Consider the following 18,002-nt stretch of genomic DNA (forward strand, 5'->3'; position numbering starts at 1 on the left):
CCCGGGGTTGGAGCGTCCGACCCGGCACGAACGTGCACAGAATGCCGGTTCGCCCCGGCGTGTCGTGTACAGACACGCACGCTCGCGCGAGTGACGGGGCTCAAGGCTTGTCGAACTTGGCGTTGTACGAGCTGGTCGACCGGCCCAACGCGGCGACCTCGGCGTCCATCCGCGGCAGGATTTCCTTCGCGGTCCTGGTGACCGCGCCCTCGCCGACCGGGGTCGACAGCAGCGGCTTGAGCCAGCGGAACCAGGCCACCCAACCAGGACAGTAGACCCGGCGCTTGCGCTGCTCGATGCCCTTGACGAAGGCGTCCGCGCAGGCGTCGACAGACGTGGTCTTGTTCAGCGGCCAGGGCAGCTTGGCCAGCAGCTCGGTGAACGACGGCAGGTCGGCCTTGCTGTCGCGGACGAGCGCGGTGTCGATCCAGGACATGTGGGCCGAACCGACCGTGACGCCGTGGCCGGCGACCTCCAGGCGTAACGCATGGGCGAGGTGCTCGACACCGGCCTTCGACGCGTCGTAGGGGCTCATGCCCGGGGCGGCGGCGAACGCGGCCAGCGACGAGACGATCAGCACATAGCCCTTGCGCCCGATCACCGCCGGAAGTGTCGCGCGCACGGTGTTGAAAACCCCGACCAGATTGACGTCGATAACCCGCTGAAATGCCTTCGGGTCGACTTGCAACACCGAGCCGTAGCTGGCGATACCGGCGTTGGCGACGACCACGTCGATACCGCCGAACTTCTTGACGGCGGCTTCCGCGGCGGACTCCATAGCGGAAAGGTCACAGACGTTGGCCACCACGGTCAGGACATGCTCCTCGCCGCCGAGTTCGTCGGCGATGGCCGACAGCGCGGCGGCGTCCAGGTCGGTCAGCACCAGCTTGGCACCGCGGGCGTGCAGCCGACGAGCCGCCTCAGCGCCGATCCCGTGGGCGCCACCGGTGATGAATATGACTTGCGAGTTCACTGACGTCATGGCGGCAACCTACCTGTTAGGTGCGCGCTGGCGACAATTCCACACCAAGAAGCGCATCGATCAGCACGGCAACCGCTTGCGGAGCGTCCGCGTCGTGGCCGCCGTACTCCAACGCGTCGGTCGTCCAACCATCAAGCGCGGCAAGCGCTTTGGGAGTATCGAGATCGTCGGCGAGGTATTGCCGGACCCGGGCGATGAGGTCCACGGCGTCCGGTCCCGCGGGCAGGCTGGTCGCGGACCGCCAGCGGTGCAGCCGGGCGTTCGCATCGTCGAGCACCTGGGTTGTCCAGTACCGGTCGGCCCGGTAGTGCCCGGCCAGCAGGCCGAGTCGAATCGCCGCGGGGTCGACGCCCTCGGCGCGCAGCCGAGACACCAGCACCAGGTTGCCCCGGCTCTTGGACATCTTGTGACCGTCCCAGCCGATCATTCCCGCGTGGACGTAGTGACCGGCGAATCGCCTTTCGCCGCTTACGGATTCGGCGTGCGCGGCGGTGAACTCGTGATGGGGGAAGATCAGGTCGCTGCCGCCGCCCTGGATGTCCAGGCCACTGCCGATGCGGCTGAGCGCGATCGCCGCGCATTCGACGTGCCAGCCGGGCCGGCCGGGGCCGAACGGCGACGGCCAACTCGGCTCGCCGGGCCGTTCGGCGCGCCACAGCAGCGCGTCGAGCTTGTCGCTCTTGCCCGAGCGGTCGGGGTCGCCGCCTCGTTCGGCGAACAGCGCCAGCATGGTGTCGCGGTCGTAGCCGGACTCGTAGCCGAACTGCGGCGTGGCGTCGGCACGGAAGTAGACGTCAGGGAATGCGGCGTCCTCGACGATGTAGGCCGCCCCCGAGGCCAACATCTTTTCGACGAGTTCCACGACCTCGGCCACCGCGTCGGTGGCCGCGACGTACTCGCGCGGCGGTAGCACCCGCAGCGCGGCCATGTCCTCGCGGTAGAGCTGGACTTCGCGGGCCGCAAGCTCGCGCCAGTCGATGCCGTCGCGGTCGGCGCGCTCGAACAGCGGGTCGTCCACGTCGGTCACGTTCTGCACGTAGTGCACGTCGTGGCCGAGATCGCGCCAGATGCGGTGGATCAGGTCGAAAGCCAGATAGGTGGCGGCGTGGCCGAGGTGGGTGGCGTCGTAGGGCGTGATGCCGCAGACGTACATGGTGGCGGTCGGACCGGCCGCCACCGGACGGACCTGGCGGTCGGCGCTGTCGTAGAGACGCAATTCCGGGCCGCGTCCCGACAGGACCGGTACGGGTGCCGGGGCCCACGACTGCATAGCGATGACTTTAGGCCGGGCCGTGGAGCGGCCCGGGGAGGAGGCGGGCAATTCGGCAGGCCCGGCGACGATACGGGCCGTGGAGCGGGCTGGTGAAATCCCAGGTTGCGCGGCAGACACCATGCGAGCGACAACCGCGGTGACCGGGCGGGAATTCCGCGACCGCTAGCTCGCGACCCGGATCGCGCCCAGCAACAGATCTGCGAGCTCGCTGCGACACATCAAGAAGTCGGGCAGATACGGGTCGGGCCGGTTGTAGATCATCTCCGAGCCGTCCAGCCGGGAGGCGTGCATGCCCGCAGCCAGAATCACCCCCGCCGGTGCGGCCGAATCCCACTCCCACTGCCCACCGGCGTGGATGTAGGCGTCGGCGTCGCCGCGGATCACCGACATCGCCTTGGCGCCGGCCGAGCCGATCCGGACGAATTCGACGTCGAGCTGGCGGGCAAGGTGGTACAGCACCGCGGGCGGGCGGTTCGAGCTGGCCGTGATCCTGATTGGGCCGGTCGGCTCGAAATGCCCTGGGGCGGGCGCAGTTACAGTGTCGCTGCGGTACAACTCCCCCATCGCAGGCAAGGCGACCGCGGCGTCGGTGATGGCGCCGTTGGGCCCACCGTAGCGTTGCCACAGCGCGACGTGGACGGCCCAGTCGTCGCGGCCCTCCCAGGAGAATTCGCGCGTTCCGTCGAGTGGGTCGACGATCCAGACCCGGTCGCACCGCAAGCGGTTCAGGTCGTCGTAGGCCTCTTCGCTGAGCACCGCGTCGCCAGGACGCTCGGCGTGCAACCGCTCGAGCAGCAGCGCGTTGGCACGGCTGTCGCCCTCGTCGCCCAATAGCCACGGGTGGTCGAATCCGACCCGGTCACGCACCCTCAGCAGCAGCTGACCCGCCTCTTCGGCAAGCTCAGCGGCCAGCGCTGCGTCGCTCTTGGGTTCGGGGGTCACCGGTCCAGTATCACTGACGGTTTCAGCGGTTCGTGACGATCCAGTTGTTGGTGAAGCGCTGAACGGCGCTGATTTCCTCGCCGAGGCGGCTGACGATGAAGCTTTCCACCTGGCCGCCGACCAGCGGGATGTTCACCCGCACGGTTGTGCTGAAGTCCAGCCGCGAACCGCTTCCCGCGGGCACCAGCGACACCGTCCCGACCGCGGACACCGGCGCACCCGGCACCTTCACCGTGATCGCGCCGCGCGCTGTGCCGTCGCCGACCGGGCGCCAGGTCTCGGTGCGGGCCATCTCGAACTCGCCGGGAACCAAAGCGGTGACGACCTTGGGAAGCCGATTCGCGAACAGGCTGACCGTGAGTTGCGCGGTCACGGCGCGATCCGGGTCGACGGTCAGCCCGTCCAGCGTCGCGGTGCCGCCGTCGAAGGCGGCCAGTCTCGCCCGCCAGTAATCCACGTCGGCGAACGCCACCAGGATCTCGTCGACGCCAACCGGGGCGTCGAGCGACAGCGTGAGGGAACGAGACATCGGTGTCCGGGCTAGAACGCGGGCCACGGAATCGGGCGGTGCCGATCGGGGCCGGGCATCACCGGGCGAGCCAGCATGGCGCGGGCCCGCAACAGTAATGCCGCGATTTCGGCGCTGGTGATGTGCTCGGCCAGCGCGTCACCCAGCGAATCACTCAGCCCGTCGATCAGGCAGGACACCTTCTCCAGCGTGTTGTCGTCGATGGTCTTGCCGGCCCATCCCCATAACACCGTGCGCAGCTTGTCTTCGACATGCAGGCACACGCCATGGTCGACGCCGTACACGTCGCCATTCGCGCCGCGCAGCACGTGGCCTCCCTTGCGGTCGGCGTTGTTGACCAGCACGTCGAACACCGCCATGCGCCACAACCGGACGTCGTCGGCGTGCACCAGTTCGACGGGGTCGCCGGCATAGTCGTATGCCCGTAGCACCGGAAGGTAGCCACGCGGGCAACGGTCGGCCGGAACCAAGTCGACGAGGTCCAACTCGGGACCGGGTTTCGAATCCGGGGTGTCACCCGGCTGGTCGATCCACAACTGCAGCATGCCGGGACCGGCGGGACCGTGCCGAATGATGGTGTAGGGCACGATGTTCCAGCCCAAATGCGCCGACACCAGGTAGGACCCGAGCTCGCGACCGGCCAGCGTGCCGTCGGGAAAGTCCCACAGCGGCTGCTCACCGGAGACCGGCTTGTACACGCAATGCACGGTGTGGTCGTCGAGCGTCGCCTCGCAGAGAAAAGTGGCGTTGCTCGCGGAGCGGATACGTCCCAGGACCGTCAACTCGCCGGTACGCAGGACCTCGCGATCGTCAGGCCTCGGCGTCATCGTCCGGGCCGAGCAGCGCACTGCGCCGGTAGCCGTTCGTTCGCGCACAGATGTGTCCGTCGGAGTCCAGCGGCTCGTCGCACAGCGGGCACGGCGGGCGCCCCGCGGAGATGACGGCGTTGGAACGGGTGGCGAATTCGCGCGCCGACTGAGGAGTCAGGAACACCCGAACCGCGTCGGGGCCTTCGTCGGTGTCGTCGAGCACCACCGACGCGTCGAATTCGGTGTCACTGACCGCCAGCAGCTCGACCACCACGGTCTGGGCCTCGGAGTCCCATCCCAACCCCATGGTGCCGACCCTGAATTCCGCGTCGACCGGCGTCACCAGTGGGCTGAGATCTTCGACTTTGTCGGTCTCGGGCGGTACCGGGGTGCCGAAGCGGCGGTTGACCTCGACCAGCAATGCGTCGATCCGCTCGGCAAGCACCGCAACTTGTTGCTTTTCCAGCACCACCGACACCACCCTGGCGTCGTGGACGGCCTGCAGGTAAAAGGTGCGGTTTCCGGGTTGCCCAACGGTCCCGGCGACGAAGCGGTCGGGTGAGCGGAAGACATGGATCGCACGAGACATGGCACTTCCAAAATACCGGCTATTGCAGCTGAGTCGTAAATCCAGGCGGGGTTTTCGGCCGGCGTGAGGGCTCAGTCGGTAGAACCGCCGACGACGGCATCGTCGGCGGGCGTGTCGGCGTCTGGGGCGGGCGGGGGTGTCAGGGCGGACGTCAGGTCCGCGCCGGTGTGGTTGGAGTGCAGCACGAACGGGCGAAGCCGGGTGTAGCGGATGACGCTGACCGACGCCGGATCGGCCGATATCCGCTGGAAGCCGTCCAAATGCACACCCAGCGCGTCTGCGACGACGGCTTTGATGACATCGCCGTGAGTGCAAGCCAGCCACAGCGCGTCGCCACCGTGTTGCTCGGCGAGCCTCGCGTCATGGTCGCGGATCGCGGCGACCGCGCGCGTCTGGACCTCGGCCAGCCCCTCGCCGCCGGGGAACACCGCCGCGCTGGGATGGGCCTGGACCACCGCCCACAGCGGCTCTTTGACGAGATCGCCGATTTTGCGGCCCGTCCATTCGCCGTAATCGACCTCGGCCAGCCTGTCGTCGACGTGCGGTTCGACGCCGAGCGCGGTGACCAGGGGCTCCACGGTCTGACGGCATCGCAGCAGCGGCGAAGTCACCACGGCGCGGATCGGCAACCCGCCCAGCCGGTCGACCAGGTCGGCGGCCTGCTGGCGACCCTTGTCGTCAAGCTCGACGCCTTCGGAACGGCCGGCCAGAGTATGGGCGGTGTTCGACGTAGATCGGCCGTGCCGCAGGAGAATGACGGTCATAGGCGCCGCTCCTCAGCATCGGCGCCGCTCGTGGGGCGCTCTGCATCGTCGCCGGCGGTCACGTCGCGCTCACCGCCCCGGTTGCCAACAGGATCATCACCGCTGCGCCGACCACCACGCGATAGCCGACGAACCAATACATGCTGTGGCGCAACAGGAATCGCAAGAACCACGCCACCGCGGCCAAACCGACCACGAATGCGATCACCATGGCGACGACCAGTTGTGGGCCGGTCGCGCTCATGCCCTCCAGCACTGGATGGAATGCATCCGGTATCGAGAAGAGCCCCGAGGCGAACACTGCCGGAATCGCCAGCAGGAAGCCGAACCGGGCGGACAATTCACGTTCCAGGCCAAGGAACAGACCCGCACTGATCGTCGACCCTGACCTCGACACTCCAGGAACCAACGCCAGCGTCTGGGCGACGCCCACCACCACGGCGTCGCGCCACGTCAGTTGCTCGACGTTGCGGCGTTGCCGCCCGACACGCTCGGCCAGGGCGATCACCGCCGAAAAAACGACCAACGCTGCCGCGATCACCCACAGGTTGCGCACACCCGAGCGGATTTGGTCTTTGAACAACAGCCCGAGCACGCAGATCGGAATGGTGCCGATGATCACGCACCAGCCCAGCCGGTAATCGACGTCGCGGTGAGCCGAGTTCGCCAGGCCCTTGAACCACGCCACCAGAATCCGCGCGATGTCGCGGGCGAAGTACACCAAAACCGCTGCCTCCGTGCCCAATTGAGTGACGGCGGTGAACGATGCGCCCGCATCGTCGGCGAAGAAAACCCGGGACACGATCGCCAGGTGCCCCGAGGATGACACCGGCAGGAACTCGGTGAGACCCTGGACGACGGCCAACACGACAACCTGCAACCACGACATCGCCGCTACCGCATGCACGACGACGACCGTACCGGGTGGCAGGGTTCGCTATGCCAAACAGTCCGCCGGTATTACGAGGCCGCTTCGGCTACCGCGACGGCGTCACGAACTGCGGCACCGAGGCTGCGCTCGTCGGTGATGTCGACGTCGACCACATTTCGGCGCGCCGTGGCTACAACATCCTCCGGTTGCGGAACGAGGCCTTTCAGGCGCGGCCGGTACACCTCGACCAGCAAATTCTGGCCCTCGATGCAGAACGCGAAACTTCGCCCGTCCCCAACTTGCCCGAAGCCGCTGGCCAGGATTTTGGTCGAGAAGACACCCAACCACATGTCCTCGATAGCGAACTCTCGCTCTGAGAATCGGCCGTGTTCGGCAACGCTCATAGGCCGACCATACCCCGGCACCCGCCCTGGGCAACTGGGGCAGATTTGCGCCCAGTTGGACAAGTTTTCCTAGGATCGAATTCCAATCGGACCATCCCGTCACCACCGGCGAACCCCCGAGTACCGGAGAGCTACCCTGTGTCAGCAAACTTCAAACGCGGTATGCGCATGCGCCGGATGGCCACTATGGGCCTGGTGTGTTTGCTCATCGCTTCAACCGGGTGTTCGAAGAAGTCTTTCGACGACATTCCCGCCGCGGTCTCCCCGGCGCAGGCAGCGCAGTCTCCCCCGCTCACCGGGGCTCCCGCAGGGGTGGTCCGCCCCTTGGGCGGGCGAGCGCAGGCCGCGGTGTACGACCACCGGACCGCCCAGTTGGTGATACTCACCGCGGGCACCCCGTCGAGCCTGCTGATGATGGGCTCTCAGCAAACTGGATCGCGGGTGATACCGCTATCCGGGCCGGCGACCGGGCTGGCCGGCGACGGTGACGGCACGGCCTACGTGTCGACGCGTGGCGGCTACTTCGCGGTCGACTTGTCCGTCGGACACGCCACGCTGGTGAGCGTCCGTGACGCCGAGCACGCCGACTTCACCGCGATTACCCGTCGCGCGGATGGCACGGTGGTGTTGGGCACCGCAGACGGGGAGCTATTCAGCCTCCGGCCGGGCGCGACGGAAGCCGCCCGCACCACGATCCACGCGCACGTCGATTCGCTTGCTGCGCAAGGGAATACCGTCGCCGTCCTAGACCGTGGGCAGACCTCGGTCGTGACCGTCGGCGCCGACGGCCGAATCGGGCAATCACTGAGGGCTGGTCAGGGCGCGACCACGATGGTCGCCGATCCTGCAGGCCGGTTGCTGGTGGCCGATACCCGAGGCGGTCAGCTATTGGTGTTCGGGGTCGACCCGCTGATTCTGCGCCAGGCATACCCGGTCGCCGACGCCCCGTACGGCGTCGCTGGCTCGCGCGGGCTGGCGTGGGTGTCGCAGACTTCGGCGAATACTGTCATTGGTTACGATCTGTCAACCGGAATACCACTGGAGAAGGTACGGTACCCATCCGTGCGGCAACCCAACGCGCTGGCCTTCGACGATGCCGCGGGCACGTTATACGTCGCCTCGGGCGTCGGTGAGGGTGTCCAGATCATCGAGCACGCGGCAACGGGCACCCGATGACCGCGGCCAGACACGGCCGGATGCCGGTGGAGTGGAACACCGATCTGTCCGACGAATACGAATGGGCGCCGTTGCGTCTGCCGCCGGAGGTGACCCGGCTCAGCGCCTCCACCCGGTTGTCCATCGAAGCAGAGTATCGCGGCTGGGAGCTGACCCGGGTGCGCCTCTACAACGACGGAAGTAGGCGAGTCTTGCTGCGCCGCAAGAAGTCTCGCATCGACAATCGGCCCGACCAGCCCGACCTGTAACGGTGGATTCCGACACATCGGCATACGCAGCACTGCGTCGCCTACTGTTCCTGGTACCCGCGGAACGCATTCATCGCATCGTGTTCGCCGGGCTGCGCGGCGCCACCGCCGCGGCGCCCGTTCGGCGACAATTGGGACGCAGACTGGCACCGATGGACCCGGTGCTGGCCAGCACGGTGTTCGGCGTGAATTTCCCCGGGCCGCTGGGTCTGGCCGCCGGCTTCGACAAGGACGGCACCGGCCTCAATGTCTGGGGCGCATTGGGTTTCGGCTACGCAGAAGTCGGCACCGTCACCGCTCACGCTCAGCCGGGAAACCCGTCGCCTCGGCTGTTCCGACTGCCAGACGATCGCGCGCTGCTCAACCGGATGGGGTTTAACAACGACGGCGCTGCCGCACTTGCCAAGCGGCTGGCCGGCCATCGTTCCGATGTGCCGATCGGCGTGAACATCGGCAAGACCAAGCTGACCGCGGTCGAGGACGCCGCCGACGATTACCGGGCCAGCGCCCGCCTGGTCGGACCGTACGCCGACTACCTAGTGGTCAACGTCAGCTCGCCAAACACACCCGGGCTGCGAGACCTCCAGGCCGTCGAATCCCTGCGCGACATCCTGACCGGTGTGCAGGCGGAGACGTCGACGCCAGTCCTGGTCAAGATCTCACCTGACCTAGCCGACCACGATATCGACGAGATCGCTGATCTGGCAGTCGATCTCAAGTTGGCCGGCATCGTCGCCACCAATACCACCGTGTCGCGGGCCGGCCTGCGCACGCCCGGTGTCGAGCGGCTCGGCAGCGGCGGCATCTCCGGTCCGCCGCTGCGCGCCCGCGCCGGCGAGGTGCTGCGGCGGCTGTACGGTCGGGTCGGCGGCCGGCTGACGCTGATCAGCGTCGGCGGCATCGAAACCGTCGACGACGCCTGGGACCGGATCACCGCCGGAGCCTCACTGCTGCAGGGCTACACCGGCTTCGTCTACGGCGGCGGCTTGTGGGCCAAGCACATTCACGACGGCCTGGCCGTTCGGCTGCGCGACGGTGGTTTCGCGTCGCTGAGCGACGCGGTGGGCTCCGGCTAAGCGGATTACTCCTGCTCGTAGGTCGCGTGGATCACCGCTCGCGCGATCGCATGCTGGAACAGATTGAAGCCCAAATAGGCCGGGCTGGCGTCCTCCGGTAGGTCAAGCTTGTCGACGTCGACGGCGTGCACGGCGACGTAGTAGCGGTGCGGCCCGTGACCGGCAGGGGGCGCCGCACCGATGTAGCGACGCTGCCCCGCGTCGTTGACGAGCGTCAGGGCGTCGCCGGGCAGGTCGCTGCCGTCACCCGCGCCGGCCGGAAGCTCGGTGACCGAAGCAGGCAGGTTGGCCACCGCCCAGTGCCAGAAGCCGGACGCCGTCGGCGCGTCCGGATCGTAGACCGTCACGGCGAAACTCTTTGTGCCCTCGGGGAATCCCGACCAGGACAGCTGCGGGCTGACGTCGTCACCGCCGGCGCCCATGATGCCGCTGACGTGTGGGTTCGCCAGCACCTCCCCATCGGCGAACGATTCCGACTCCAAGTGAAACGACGGCAACGGCGGTAGTGCGGCGTACGGGTCGGGTGCTGTGGTCATCAGTGAATCCCCTCTCGTGTGATCGGCTAACAGTGCAACAGAAAGTGGGCGAGCACCTCGGTGCCAAACCTCAACGCGTCCACAGGTACCCGTTCGTCGATGCCGTGGAACAGCGCGGCGAAATCGAGGTCGGGTGGCAGGCGCAGCGGGGCGAAGCCGAAGCAGCGAATACCCAAGCGCTCGAACGCTTTCGCGTCCGTCCCGCCGGAAAGCATGTACGGCACCGTCCGCGCGTCGGGGTCGACGGACAGCAATGCCGCGTTCATCGCGTCGACCAGGGCACCGTCGAACGTCGTTTCATACGACGGCAGGCTGGTGACCCATTCGCGCGTGACGTCGGGTCCGATCAGCTCGTCGACCTCGGACTCGAACGCGGCGAGGCGGCCGGGCAGGATTCGGCAGTCAACGATCGCTTCGGCGGTGGCCGGCACCACGTTGGTCTTGTATCCGGCATTGAGCATGGTCGGGTTGGCGGTATCACGTAACGTGGCCTTCACGATTCGCGCGATCGGGCCGAGTTTCTCCACCGCGCCATCCACGTCGGGCGAGTCGGTGTCGAAGGTCAATCCGGTTTCTTCACCGACGGCGGTCAGGAACTGCGTGACGCTGTCGGTCGGCACCACCGGAAAGACGTGGCGCCCGAGCTTTGCCACCGCCTCGGCGAGCGTGGTGACCGCGTTGCGGTCGTGCACCATCGAGCCGTGGCCCGGTCGACCGTGTGCGGTCAGCCGCATCCAGTGCATGCTCTTCTCGGCTGTCTCGACCAGGTACAGCCGTCGCTCGCCGCCGTCGCGCCGCGGCACGGTCAGCGAGAAGCCGCCGACCTCGCCGACCGCCTCGGTGATGCCCTCGAACAGGTCGGGCCGATTGTCGACCAGCCATTGCGACCCCCACTTGCCGCCGTTCTCCTCGTCGGCGACGAACGCAAACACCAGATCGCGCGGCGGGACGATGCCGGAGCGGCGGAAATGGCGGGCCAAGACCAGCATCATGCCGACCATGTCCTTCATGTCGACCGCGCCTCGGCCCCAGACGTAGCCATTCTCGACGGCGCCGGAGAACGGATGCACACTCCATTCGGCCGGCTCCGCGGGCACCACGTCGAGATGTCCGTGGATCAGCAGCGCGCCGCGTGAGCTGTCGGCGCCCTTCAGGCGAGCGAAGACATTGCCCCGGCCCGGGGCGCCGGACTCCAGGTACTCGACCTGATAGCCGACCTCCTCGAGTTGCTCGGCGACCCAGTGGGCACACTCGGCTTCGCCCTTGGTGGTGGCGAGGTCACCGGTGTTGGTCGTGTCGAAGCGGATCAGCGTGCTGACCACGTCCACGACGTCGTCCATTGGAGTCTGGCCGGGCACCGTCACAGTCACCCTTCCTACCATCGACGGCCACACCGATGCGCGCCGCGCCGCTCGCCGGGCTGGTTTGGGTGCGGGCGCCGGAATCCGATAGCCTTAGCTGCCAAATCAGGCTCGGTCCGAGTGGCGGAATGGCAGACGCGCTAGCTTGAGGTGCTAGTGCCCTACTAATGGGCGTGGGGGTTCAAGTCCCCCCTCGGACACGTCCGGCGACACGACTTAAGTCGGCAGTCGCCGTGACTCGCTGAAGATGCGGGTCGTAGTCGAGGCGCAGGCCCAGGCTTGCGTATACCTGAGCGCGTTCCGCCCCGGTTGCCTCACCAAGCACTGCTGACAGCCCGCCCAATTCCTCAACCAACTCGCTGATTTGTGCGGCAGTCATGACGCGAGGTCGCTCCGCTTGCTCAAGACGGACCTTCAGCTCGTCGCGCTCGGCGGTGCGGCGGCGCAATGCAACAGTCAAATCCTCAACGGCCACACCAGACTCCACGGCGGTAACCAGAGCAGCAACCTTCGCATTCGCCTCGCTGAGCTGGCGCTGCAAGGCCGCGTAGCCAGCCCCTGCTACCGGGTCCGCGTCTTGCCCGCGTGCCAAGTCGGCCGGATCGGCCAGGGTGGCGATCCATTCGTCAAGTCGCGCAGTCACCTCATCTTCACGGAGGTAGACGGTGCGCGGGTGATCACTCAGGTCCGCGGGTACCGAACGCGACTTACCGAGCTCACAACGGTAGAGGATGCGTGTTGTTCGCTTCCCGACGCGGGCAGCGCCCTGCATCCGCCGTCCACATGCGGCACAGAACAGCAGCCCACGCAGTGCATATGGCACTGTTGACTCTCTGCTGCAAACAAGACCGGGACCCCGCCGCGCCTGCATCCGAAGACGGACAGCCTGCGCTAGTTCGTCACGGATCAGCGCTTCATGCGTGCGGCGTTCTGGTGCGATCCAGTCGGCCTCATCACGCCACCGCATACGAGTCTCATACCCCGCAGCGACATCATCGGGGTTGACCAGAACCTCGTATTTCTCCTGCTTGCCCCAAACACGGATACCGCGGTACGCCGGGTTGTCGAGTATCGCGCGGATCGCCGAATGGGACCATCCTCGTGGGTCACGATGCCGATTCCGTGCCGGGTCGTACTGGCTCGGTGACGGTACACCATCGTCGGTGAGCAGTTGCGCGATATAGCGCAGGCCCGCTCCGTCGGCGTACATGCGGTAGATCCGCTCGACGACCGAAGATGTCGCGGGGTCGGGTTCGAGGCGGTGAAGCCGCTGCCCAAGATTGGCCTTGGCAGGGTTTGGATGCGGGCCGGCATCGACGAGCCGGTAACCGTAGGGTGGTCGACCACCGAGATATCTGGCGGTGTCCTGCGCGAGTGCTGACATCGCCGTACGGACGCGCATTTGGATTCGAGCGCGCTCTCCCTTGCTCATGCCGCCGAACAGAGTCATCACCAGGTCGTGTGCCTCGGAGCCGGGATCGACCGCTCCGCCGACCTCGGGTACCCACAGGCCAACTCCGTAGTGCGTGAGGACAGGGAAGGTGAGCGCGAACTGCGGCCCGTAGAACGCACGGGCGGGTTCCCCAATCACTACGGCATCAAAGCTACGGTCCCGACAAGCGACATCAGCAAGCAGACGTGACGCCTCTGGCCTGCGCTTCCACGGCAGTGAACGGCTCTGTCCCACATCGAAGTAGTCGGCGGCGATGAATCCGCCGTGCGGAGTGATCAGGTCCATGGCACGCCGCTTCTGCCAGCTGCGGCTCGCCTCCGGGTCTTGAGCGTCCTCCGTGCTCACTCGGCCATAGAAGGCGAACCTCAGGCTCACGCCACTCCCCTCCCTGATCCAAGCATCCGGTCCCGCACAGCCATTATCACGTGTACCAGCGCGCGGTTGGCCTCGGACGGAAGTCGATATTGGTTGGGCACAACAATTTCAACACCCCCCTCTGACACCGTCGGCGCATCGGGACGAGCGTCACACCCGGAGCGAGCACGTGCTGCTCGGGACCTGTCAGCCATCGCTTCCCCCTGGCGGATCCCATTGTTGATTGCGGGCTTGGCCACGGACTTCGATCAGTCCGATGCGGCGGGTGTGGATGTGTTGGACGGCCGCGGAGTAGATGAGGGTCCGGTCGCCGAGGCTGGTGGGGCCGGCACGATCGAATTCCCATGCCACCAGATCATCGCCATCGGTGGAGTCGAGGCCGAGATCATGTTGGTGCGCAGTGCTTTTTAAACGTTGTTCACGGGTCCAGGCCGCGCGACGTTCGCGCAGCGCGGTCATCGTGGTGGAATAGCGGCGGGATTTGCTGGTGATGTGGCCCCGGTAGCCCAGGGTGTGCAGCCACCGACCGACACCGGCCAGTCCCTTATCGGCGAGTTGGCTGATGGCGGTCAGGATCGCCCGAACGTGGTCGCAGACATCGAGGTCAGCGATGGCCTCGGTGGAGATGCGTCGCGCGCTGATCCCGACGTCAGCTAAGGATTTGGTGACGTATTTCGCGAGGTAGCGAGCTACGCGGCGGCCTGGAAGAACCCCGCCGTGTGGTGAATCCTCCTGCACAGCAGAGCCGTCCGTGCCGGCGTGCCGGTTGTCGATGGGTTGGGTGTCGACTTGTGTGCCGAACCTGATCACCCGTGTCGCTGTATTTGAGGATGAGTCGGTGACCGTCACGGCCACGGTTCGAACGGCCTGTTGGATGATGGTGGCCAGTTCGGTTGCCGCAAGGGGCGCATGCCAGTCATGACCGCCAGAGTCATCGCTGTCGGGCGGGTCGAGGCGGATCAGGGCATGAATGTGCGGGATGAGCCGGGCTTGCAGTTCGACGACTTTGATGAAGCTGACCTGCACCGCATCCGGGTCGGCGCCCGAAGCGCGTAGCTCTCGGCGCAGTGTGCGTCGCAGGGTGATGGTGAAGCGTCGCCACAGTTCGGGCAGGTGCCATGTGAACAGGACATGCCCGGTGTAGTCGTAGCAGTCCGCGCAGATCGGCTGTCCCGCATAGATATCACCTTCGCCGTGGGTTGTGCTGCACCACAGTGGTTTTCCATGCGGGCAACGGCGGTAGCCGCCAGTGTGGTGGTGGTCGCGACACACACGCTGCTTCTTGTCGCCTGCACGCGCGGCGGCGTGAACAGGCCCGTAGCTAGGTGCGGTGAGGGTGACGAACACCTGCGGACGATCGGCCACTGCTGCGGGGATGTTGTGGTGGCCGCCGGCGGTGCCAGCGTGCACGAGCTGCCACGTGTCGCGGGCGTACAGGTCTGAGCACGATGGGCATACCTGAGCGCGGCGGTTGTTGCACCGTGTCCACACCACCCGATCGCGGCCTATCTCGTCGGTACCTCTGAGTTGGATGGGGTGGGCGCAGAAGCCAACAGATTCCGCGCGCCGCCACCACGATTCGAACCCCGTCGAGGACGCGCGGCGCACCATCTGATCCACCACCGCATTGGTGTCGATCGAGCCGGGAACCCCGGGCAACACCAGCGTGGGGGCTGTCGTTGCAGTAGTCACCGTTGACCCCGGGCGGTGTCGGTGCGCCCGCTGTTGGACTGGTTGGTTCGGGTCGCGGCACGAGGTGGCCGGAATCGTGCTGCCAGAGTGGCGATGTCGTGGTCGGCGACGTGAAATGCCCGTACCCGCACCGGTTGGGCCGTGCCATCGATCATCATGTAGCCCACACCGGGAGTGGTGTCGGGGATGTGATCGCAGTCGGCCCCCGCGTCGCGGGCGCCCTGGCCCAAAACCATGGTGGTTTGGGTGGCTTCGGTCAACCGCAACCCGATTCGCACGGTAAACAGCTGCCGCACCGGCAGGGTGTCTTTGGCCGGATCTTGCACCGCTGCCACCACCGAAATGCCGACGGCCCGGCCTTGGGAGAGCAGCAGGCCCAACAGCTGTTCAATTTCGCTGCGCACCTTGCGGTCGGTCACATACGCAGTCAGCGCGGCGATCTCATCGATCACCACCACGAATAACGGCTCAGTCGGAGTCGGGGTGTGCATGCGCGTCTTGCCCCGTAACCGATTGGCGCGGGCGTGCATCACCTCCACTAGTTGCCGCAGCAGGTACAGGGTGGTGCCAGTGGCGTCGTGGGTGAACACCGTGAACATGGGTGCTCCGGCGCCCAGTTCCATGCCGCCTTTCGGGTCGATGACGCAGAGCCGCACTTGTCCGGTTTTCACGGCGGGGGCGAGGCCAGCGATCAGTGACCACAACACTGAACCTTTCCCCGCGCCGGTCGCGCCAGCCACGAGCAGGTGGTGGCCAAGCAGAGGTAGGTGCCACCAGTGGCGGGTTTCGGTGATCCCGACCCGCACCGACCCCACATCCACCGCAGTCGCCGTCGTGGGCATGGGCAGGGCAATCGGGTCGGCCAGCACGTCGCCGCGCATCAGGGTGATGCGTAGCTCTCCGGGCGCGGTCGCGCGGATGGCGATCCGGTCGGCACGCCAGGCGGCGGCTAGCGCCTCCGATTGCTTGTGCCAATCAGCCAGGGAGTGGCCGGTGACCACTCGCAGCGCCAGGACGTCGGTCGTCTTGCCGATGCGCACCGACTGCAAGGTCGGCACCAAGGTGCGTTCGCCAAGTGTGGCGGTCAGGCCGTGCAGGGTGCACACCGATTGCCAGGTGCGGGTGTAGCGCGACCAGGTCAACCAGCGCCGCCGCACCGGCTCGGTGACCCATCCGTGAAACGATCGCGGGTCCAGCCACGCCCAGCCCGCATACGCGGCAGCGAAAGCAATACCGATGATCAGACCCGCGCGTGAGCCATGGGTAATGGCCATCGCCACGCTGGCGATGATCGGGATGCTGATGGCCGGGAACAGGACCGCCCACCACAGCAGATACCCGGCCGCTTTGAACAGTGAGAGGATGAGGTCGGTGATCCAGTCGTCGTCGTTGGATTGAGAGTTCTTGCTGTTTTTGTAGTTTGATGCCATGACAGGCGTCCCTCTGGTGAGTGAATGGTCGATAGCAGCTCACGTGCTGGGGCGCGACACCCACGAGCGCCGCGCCCCAGCAAATGGGGTTATTTCTGCGCGCGGGACGCTTGATCGCTCGGCGCAGCCGCGGGGTTGGTGGGGGTGATGGCGTCGGCACGGAACGCCACGCCGCTGCGATCACCTTGAGCCCAAGGGATAGCAACCAGACCCGCGACTGAAACAGGTTGGGTGACTGTCACTTTCGGATCCCCGGCGACGGTGACGTTGAGCACTTCACCACCGGTGTCATCCAACGCCAACAGCTGCGCGGCATACAGTGGCACGCCGGTGGCGGTGTCCACTTTTGGGCTGCCGGTCTCGAAGTTCAGCCGCGGCTCGGCCGCTCGGGTGACGATGAACCGTGTGCCTGATGTGTCGATCCTTAAACGCATTGTCCCGCTGTTCCTTTCGTGATCTGTTTGCGCCCGTTGCGGCGCTGGGCTCAGTTCACGTGGACATCGCGGACGTAGCGAGGGACGTTGGCAGGCATTGCCGACACTGCCGCAGACATTTCGGACACGACAGGGACATGCCCGTGGGCATCGGACGGGCATCACCGCCGCGGGGCGGCGGCAGTCGCATGGCAAACTAGGAACCACGCGCTGAGGATGGACAGGGATGACACGGAAAGATGTGCGCTGAGACGATGGGCGATCAGGACGGCGACGCCGAGGCCGCCACGATCCCCAACGATCGCCTCACCCAACGGCTGCACGCCAAGGGACTCTCCCCACAGAGGTTCGCCACTGCGGTGGGCGTGGATATCAAGACGGTGCGCCGCTGGCTGGCCAACATCGACTACAACGTCCGCGAGGACAACGCCCGCCGCGCCGCTAAGCTGCTTGGCTGCACACCGCACAACCTGTGGCCCAACCAGTATCCTGCCCCTACCGCGAGCGCGCTGGCGACGACGTCGCTGGGTGGTCCGTTCACCGCGACGCTGTATGCCAGCCGCACCCAGTTACCGATCACTGCATGGCAGCAGCATTTCGCCGGCGCCACCACCGGCATCGACATCCTCGTCCTGGCGGCGACGTTCCTGTTCGACACCCTCGACGGATTCCTCGACACCCTGCTCGACGCCGCCGCCCGCGGCGTTGCGGTGCGGTTTCTCGTCGGTGACCCCGACACGCCCACCATGATCCTGCGCGGCGAGGAGGAAGGCATCGGCGAAGCCGTCATAGCCCGCTGCCGCACCTCCGTGGAACTACTCGCCCCGCATGCCGGCACACCGGGCCTGGACATTCGCACCCACGACACGATGCTGTACACGTCGATCTTTCGGGTGGATGACGCCATGATCGTCAACTTCCACATCTACGGCTCACCCGGGCGCAACAACCCGGTGCTGGCGCTGTCGCGCCACCACGAACCCCGGCTCTGGGCCACTCTCGAACAGGCCTTTACCCAGGTCTGGGACCACGCCACACCCCTGACCGCGAAAGGCTGA

At 66.6% G+C, this 18,002-nt stretch carries 19 protein-coding genes and 1 tRNA gene; 5 read left to right on the forward strand and 15 right to left on the reverse strand.

What is annotated here, in order from left to right:
* Positions 1-100 precede the first annotated feature (100 nt).
* The 9 genes from MKK62_RS23645 to MKK62_RS23685 form a co-directional block, all read right to left on the reverse strand.
* Entirely contained in the window at positions 101-982 is an 882-nt protein-coding gene (locus tag MKK62_RS23645; protein WP_240263426.1) for an SDR family oxidoreductase, read from the reverse strand.
* A 16-nt stretch (positions 983-998) separates the two neighbouring features.
* The gene (mshC, locus tag MKK62_RS23650; RefSeq protein ID WP_240263425.1) at positions 999-2,252 is read right to left on the reverse strand and encodes a cysteine--1-D-myo-inosityl 2-amino-2-deoxy-alpha-D-glucopyranoside ligase; all 1,254 of its coding nucleotides are present in this window, start codon (positions 2,250-2,252) and stop codon (positions 999-1,001) included.
* A gap of 165 nt (positions 2,253-2,417) precedes the next feature.
* The gene (locus tag MKK62_RS23655) at positions 2,418-3,197 is read right to left on the reverse strand and encodes a 3'(2'),5'-bisphosphate nucleotidase CysQ (RefSeq protein ID WP_240263424.1); all 780 of its coding nucleotides are present in this window, start codon (positions 3,195-3,197) and stop codon (positions 2,418-2,420) included.
* A 22-nt stretch (positions 3,198-3,219) separates the two neighbouring features.
* Positions 3,220-3,726 (reverse strand): DUF2505 domain-containing protein, encoded by a 507-nt coding sequence (locus MKK62_RS23660; RefSeq protein WP_240263422.1) that lies wholly within the window; start codon positions 3,724-3,726, stop codon positions 3,220-3,222.
* A gap of 11 nt (positions 3,727-3,737) precedes the next feature.
* Entirely contained in the window at positions 3,738-4,553 is an 816-nt protein-coding gene (locus MKK62_RS23665; RefSeq protein WP_240263421.1) for an SCO1664 family protein, read from the reverse strand.
* The gene (locus MKK62_RS23670; RefSeq protein ID WP_240263420.1) at positions 4,537-5,124 is read right to left on the reverse strand and encodes a DUF3090 domain-containing protein; all 588 of its coding nucleotides are present in this window, start codon (positions 5,122-5,124) and stop codon (positions 4,537-4,539) included. The genes MKK62_RS23665 and MKK62_RS23670 overlap by 17 nt, the downstream gene beginning before the upstream one ends.
* Before the next feature lie 71 nt (positions 5,125-5,195).
* On the reverse strand, positions 5,196-5,888 hold the full coding sequence (locus MKK62_RS23675; protein ID WP_240263419.1) for a histidine phosphatase family protein: 693 nt from the start codon (positions 5,886-5,888) through the stop codon (positions 5,196-5,198).
* Positions 5,889-5,946: 58 nt separating this feature from the next.
* Entirely contained in the window at positions 5,947-6,777 is an 831-nt protein-coding gene (locus tag MKK62_RS23680; protein WP_240263967.1) for an undecaprenyl-diphosphate phosphatase, read from the reverse strand.
* Between the two features lie 71 nt (positions 6,778-6,848).
* Positions 6,849-7,163, reverse strand: coding sequence for a hypothetical protein (locus MKK62_RS23685; protein WP_240263418.1), 315 nt, complete (start codon positions 7,161-7,163; stop codon positions 6,849-6,851).
* 186 nt (positions 7,164-7,349) lie between these two features.
* Here MKK62_RS23685 and MKK62_RS23690 point away from each other — a divergent pair, with 186 nt between their 5' ends.
* The 3 genes from MKK62_RS23690 to MKK62_RS23700 are packed head-to-tail and all read left to right on the forward strand — an operon-like array spanning position 7,350 to position 9,663.
* The gene (locus tag MKK62_RS23690; protein ID WP_240263966.1) at positions 7,350-8,339 is read left to right on the forward strand and encodes a YncE family protein; all 990 of its coding nucleotides are present in this window, start codon (positions 7,350-7,352) and stop codon (positions 8,337-8,339) included.
* A complete protein-coding gene (locus MKK62_RS23695) occupies positions 8,336-8,587 on the forward strand; it encodes a DUF5703 family protein (protein WP_240263417.1) in 252 nt (83 codons plus the stop codon). The genes MKK62_RS23690 and MKK62_RS23695 overlap by 4 nt, the downstream gene beginning before the upstream one ends.
* A gap of 2 nt (positions 8,588-8,589) precedes the next feature.
* A complete protein-coding gene (locus MKK62_RS23700) occupies positions 8,590-9,663 on the forward strand; it encodes a quinone-dependent dihydroorotate dehydrogenase (RefSeq protein ID WP_434084988.1) in 1,074 nt (357 codons plus the stop codon).
* Between the two features lie 5 nt (positions 9,664-9,668).
* Here the strand turns inward: MKK62_RS23700 and MKK62_RS23705 are convergent, their stop codons facing one another.
* Together MKK62_RS23705 and MKK62_RS23710 are read right to left on the reverse strand one after the other, a co-directional pair.
* The gene (locus tag MKK62_RS23705) at positions 9,669-10,199 is read right to left on the reverse strand and encodes a YbhB/YbcL family Raf kinase inhibitor-like protein (RefSeq protein WP_240263416.1); all 531 of its coding nucleotides are present in this window, start codon (positions 10,197-10,199) and stop codon (positions 9,669-9,671) included.
* A gap of 26 nt (positions 10,200-10,225) precedes the next feature.
* Positions 10,226-11,539 carry a M20/M25/M40 family metallo-hydrolase gene (locus tag MKK62_RS23710; RefSeq protein WP_240263964.1) on the reverse strand — a complete coding sequence of 438 codons (1,314 nt, stop codon included), beginning with the start codon at positions 11,537-11,539 and terminating at the stop codon, positions 10,226-10,228.
* Between the two features lie 135 nt (positions 11,540-11,674).
* Between MKK62_RS23710 and MKK62_RS23715 the strand changes: the two genes are divergently transcribed.
* Positions 11,675-11,760: transfer RNA gene (locus MKK62_RS23715), tRNA-Leu, on the forward strand.
* Here MKK62_RS23715 and MKK62_RS23720 read toward each other — a convergent pair.
* The 4 genes from MKK62_RS23720 to MKK62_RS23735 form a co-directional block, all read right to left on the reverse strand.
* A complete protein-coding gene (locus tag MKK62_RS23720) occupies positions 11,742-13,388 on the reverse strand; it encodes a recombinase family protein (protein WP_082698416.1) in 1,647 nt (548 codons plus the stop codon). The two genes, MKK62_RS23715 and MKK62_RS23720, sit on opposite strands and share 19 nt — an antisense overlap.
* A 186-nt stretch (positions 13,389-13,574) precedes the next feature.
* Positions 13,575-15,080: a replication initiator gene (locus MKK62_RS23725; RefSeq protein ID WP_012394804.1), complete on the reverse strand. Its 1,506-nt coding sequence runs from the start codon at positions 15,078-15,080 to the stop codon at positions 13,575-13,577.
* Entirely contained in the window at positions 15,077-16,510 is a 1,434-nt protein-coding gene (locus tag MKK62_RS23730) for an FtsK/SpoIIIE domain-containing protein (protein WP_012394805.1), read from the reverse strand. Before MKK62_RS23730 ends, MKK62_RS23725 begins: the two co-directional genes overlap by 4 nt.
* 89 nt (positions 16,511-16,599) lie before the next feature.
* Positions 16,600-16,944, reverse strand: a complete 345-nt coding sequence (locus MKK62_RS23735) for an SCO3933 family regulatory protein (RefSeq protein WP_011893911.1) — start codon at positions 16,942-16,944, stop codon at positions 16,600-16,602.
* Between the two features lie 254 nt (positions 16,945-17,198).
* On the opposite strand from MKK62_RS23735, the gene MKK62_RS23740 reads away from it, so the two are divergent.
* Positions 17,199-18,002 carry an XRE family transcriptional regulator gene (locus MKK62_RS23740; protein WP_046190480.1) on the forward strand — a complete coding sequence of 268 codons (804 nt, stop codon included), beginning with the start codon at positions 17,199-17,201 and terminating at the stop codon, positions 18,000-18,002.

The organism is Mycobacterium paraterrae (assembly GCF_022430545.2).
In the GTDB taxonomy this organism is placed as follows: Bacteria; Actinomycetota; Actinomycetes; order Mycobacteriales; family Mycobacteriaceae; genus Mycobacterium; species Mycobacterium paraterrae.

Excerpts from the sequence above, each read along its gene's own strand:
- MKK62_RS23645 (WP_240263426.1), bottom strand. The coding sequence starts at position 982 with ATGACGTCAGTGAACTCGCAAGTCATATTCATCACCGGTGGCGCCCAC.
- mshC (WP_240263425.1), bottom strand. The coding sequence starts at position 2,252 with ATGCAGTCGTGGGCCCCGGCACCCGTACCGGTCCTGTCGGGACGCGGC.
- MKK62_RS23660 (WP_240263422.1), bottom strand. The coding sequence starts at position 3,726 with ATGTCTCGTTCCCTCACGCTGTCGCTCGACGCCCCGGTTGGCGTCGAC.
- MKK62_RS23665 (WP_240263421.1), bottom strand. The coding sequence starts at position 4,553 with ATGACGCCGAGGCCTGACGATCGCGAGGTCCTGCGTACCGGCGAGTTG.
- MKK62_RS23670 (WP_240263420.1), bottom strand. The coding sequence starts at position 5,124 with ATGTCTCGTGCGATCCATGTCTTCCGCTCACCCGACCGCTTCGTCGCC.
- MKK62_RS23675 (WP_240263419.1), bottom strand. The coding sequence starts at position 5,888 with ATGACCGTCATTCTCCTGCGGCACGGCCGATCTACGTCGAACACCGCC.
- MKK62_RS23680 (WP_240263967.1), bottom strand. The coding sequence starts at position 6,777 with ATGTCGTGGTTGCAGGTTGTCGTGTTGGCCGTCGTCCAGGGTCTCACC.
- MKK62_RS23685 (WP_240263418.1), bottom strand. The coding sequence starts at position 7,163 with ATGAGCGTTGCCGAACACGGCCGATTCTCAGAGCGAGAGTTCGCTATC.
- MKK62_RS23690 (WP_240263966.1), top strand. The coding sequence starts at position 7,350 with ATGGGCCTGGTGTGTTTGCTCATCGCTTCAACCGGGTGTTCGAAGAAG.
- MKK62_RS23695 (WP_240263417.1), top strand. The coding sequence starts at position 8,336 with ATGACCGCGGCCAGACACGGCCGGATGCCGGTGGAGTGGAACACCGAT.
- MKK62_RS23705 (WP_240263416.1), bottom strand. The coding sequence starts at position 10,199 with ATGACCACAGCACCCGACCCGTACGCCGCACTACCGCCGTTGCCGTCG.
- MKK62_RS23710 (WP_240263964.1), bottom strand. The coding sequence starts at position 11,539 with ATGGACGACGTCGTGGACGTGGTCAGCACGCTGATCCGCTTCGACACG.
- MKK62_RS23730 (WP_012394805.1), bottom strand. The coding sequence starts at position 16,510 with ATGGCATCAAACTACAAAAACAGCAAGAACTCTCAATCCAACGACGAC.
- MKK62_RS23735 (WP_011893911.1), bottom strand. The coding sequence starts at position 16,944 with ATGCGTTTAAGGATCGACACATCAGGCACACGGTTCATCGTCACCCGA.
- MKK62_RS23740 (WP_046190480.1), top strand. The coding sequence starts at position 17,199 with ATGGGCGATCAGGACGGCGACGCCGAGGCCGCCACGATCCCCAACGAT.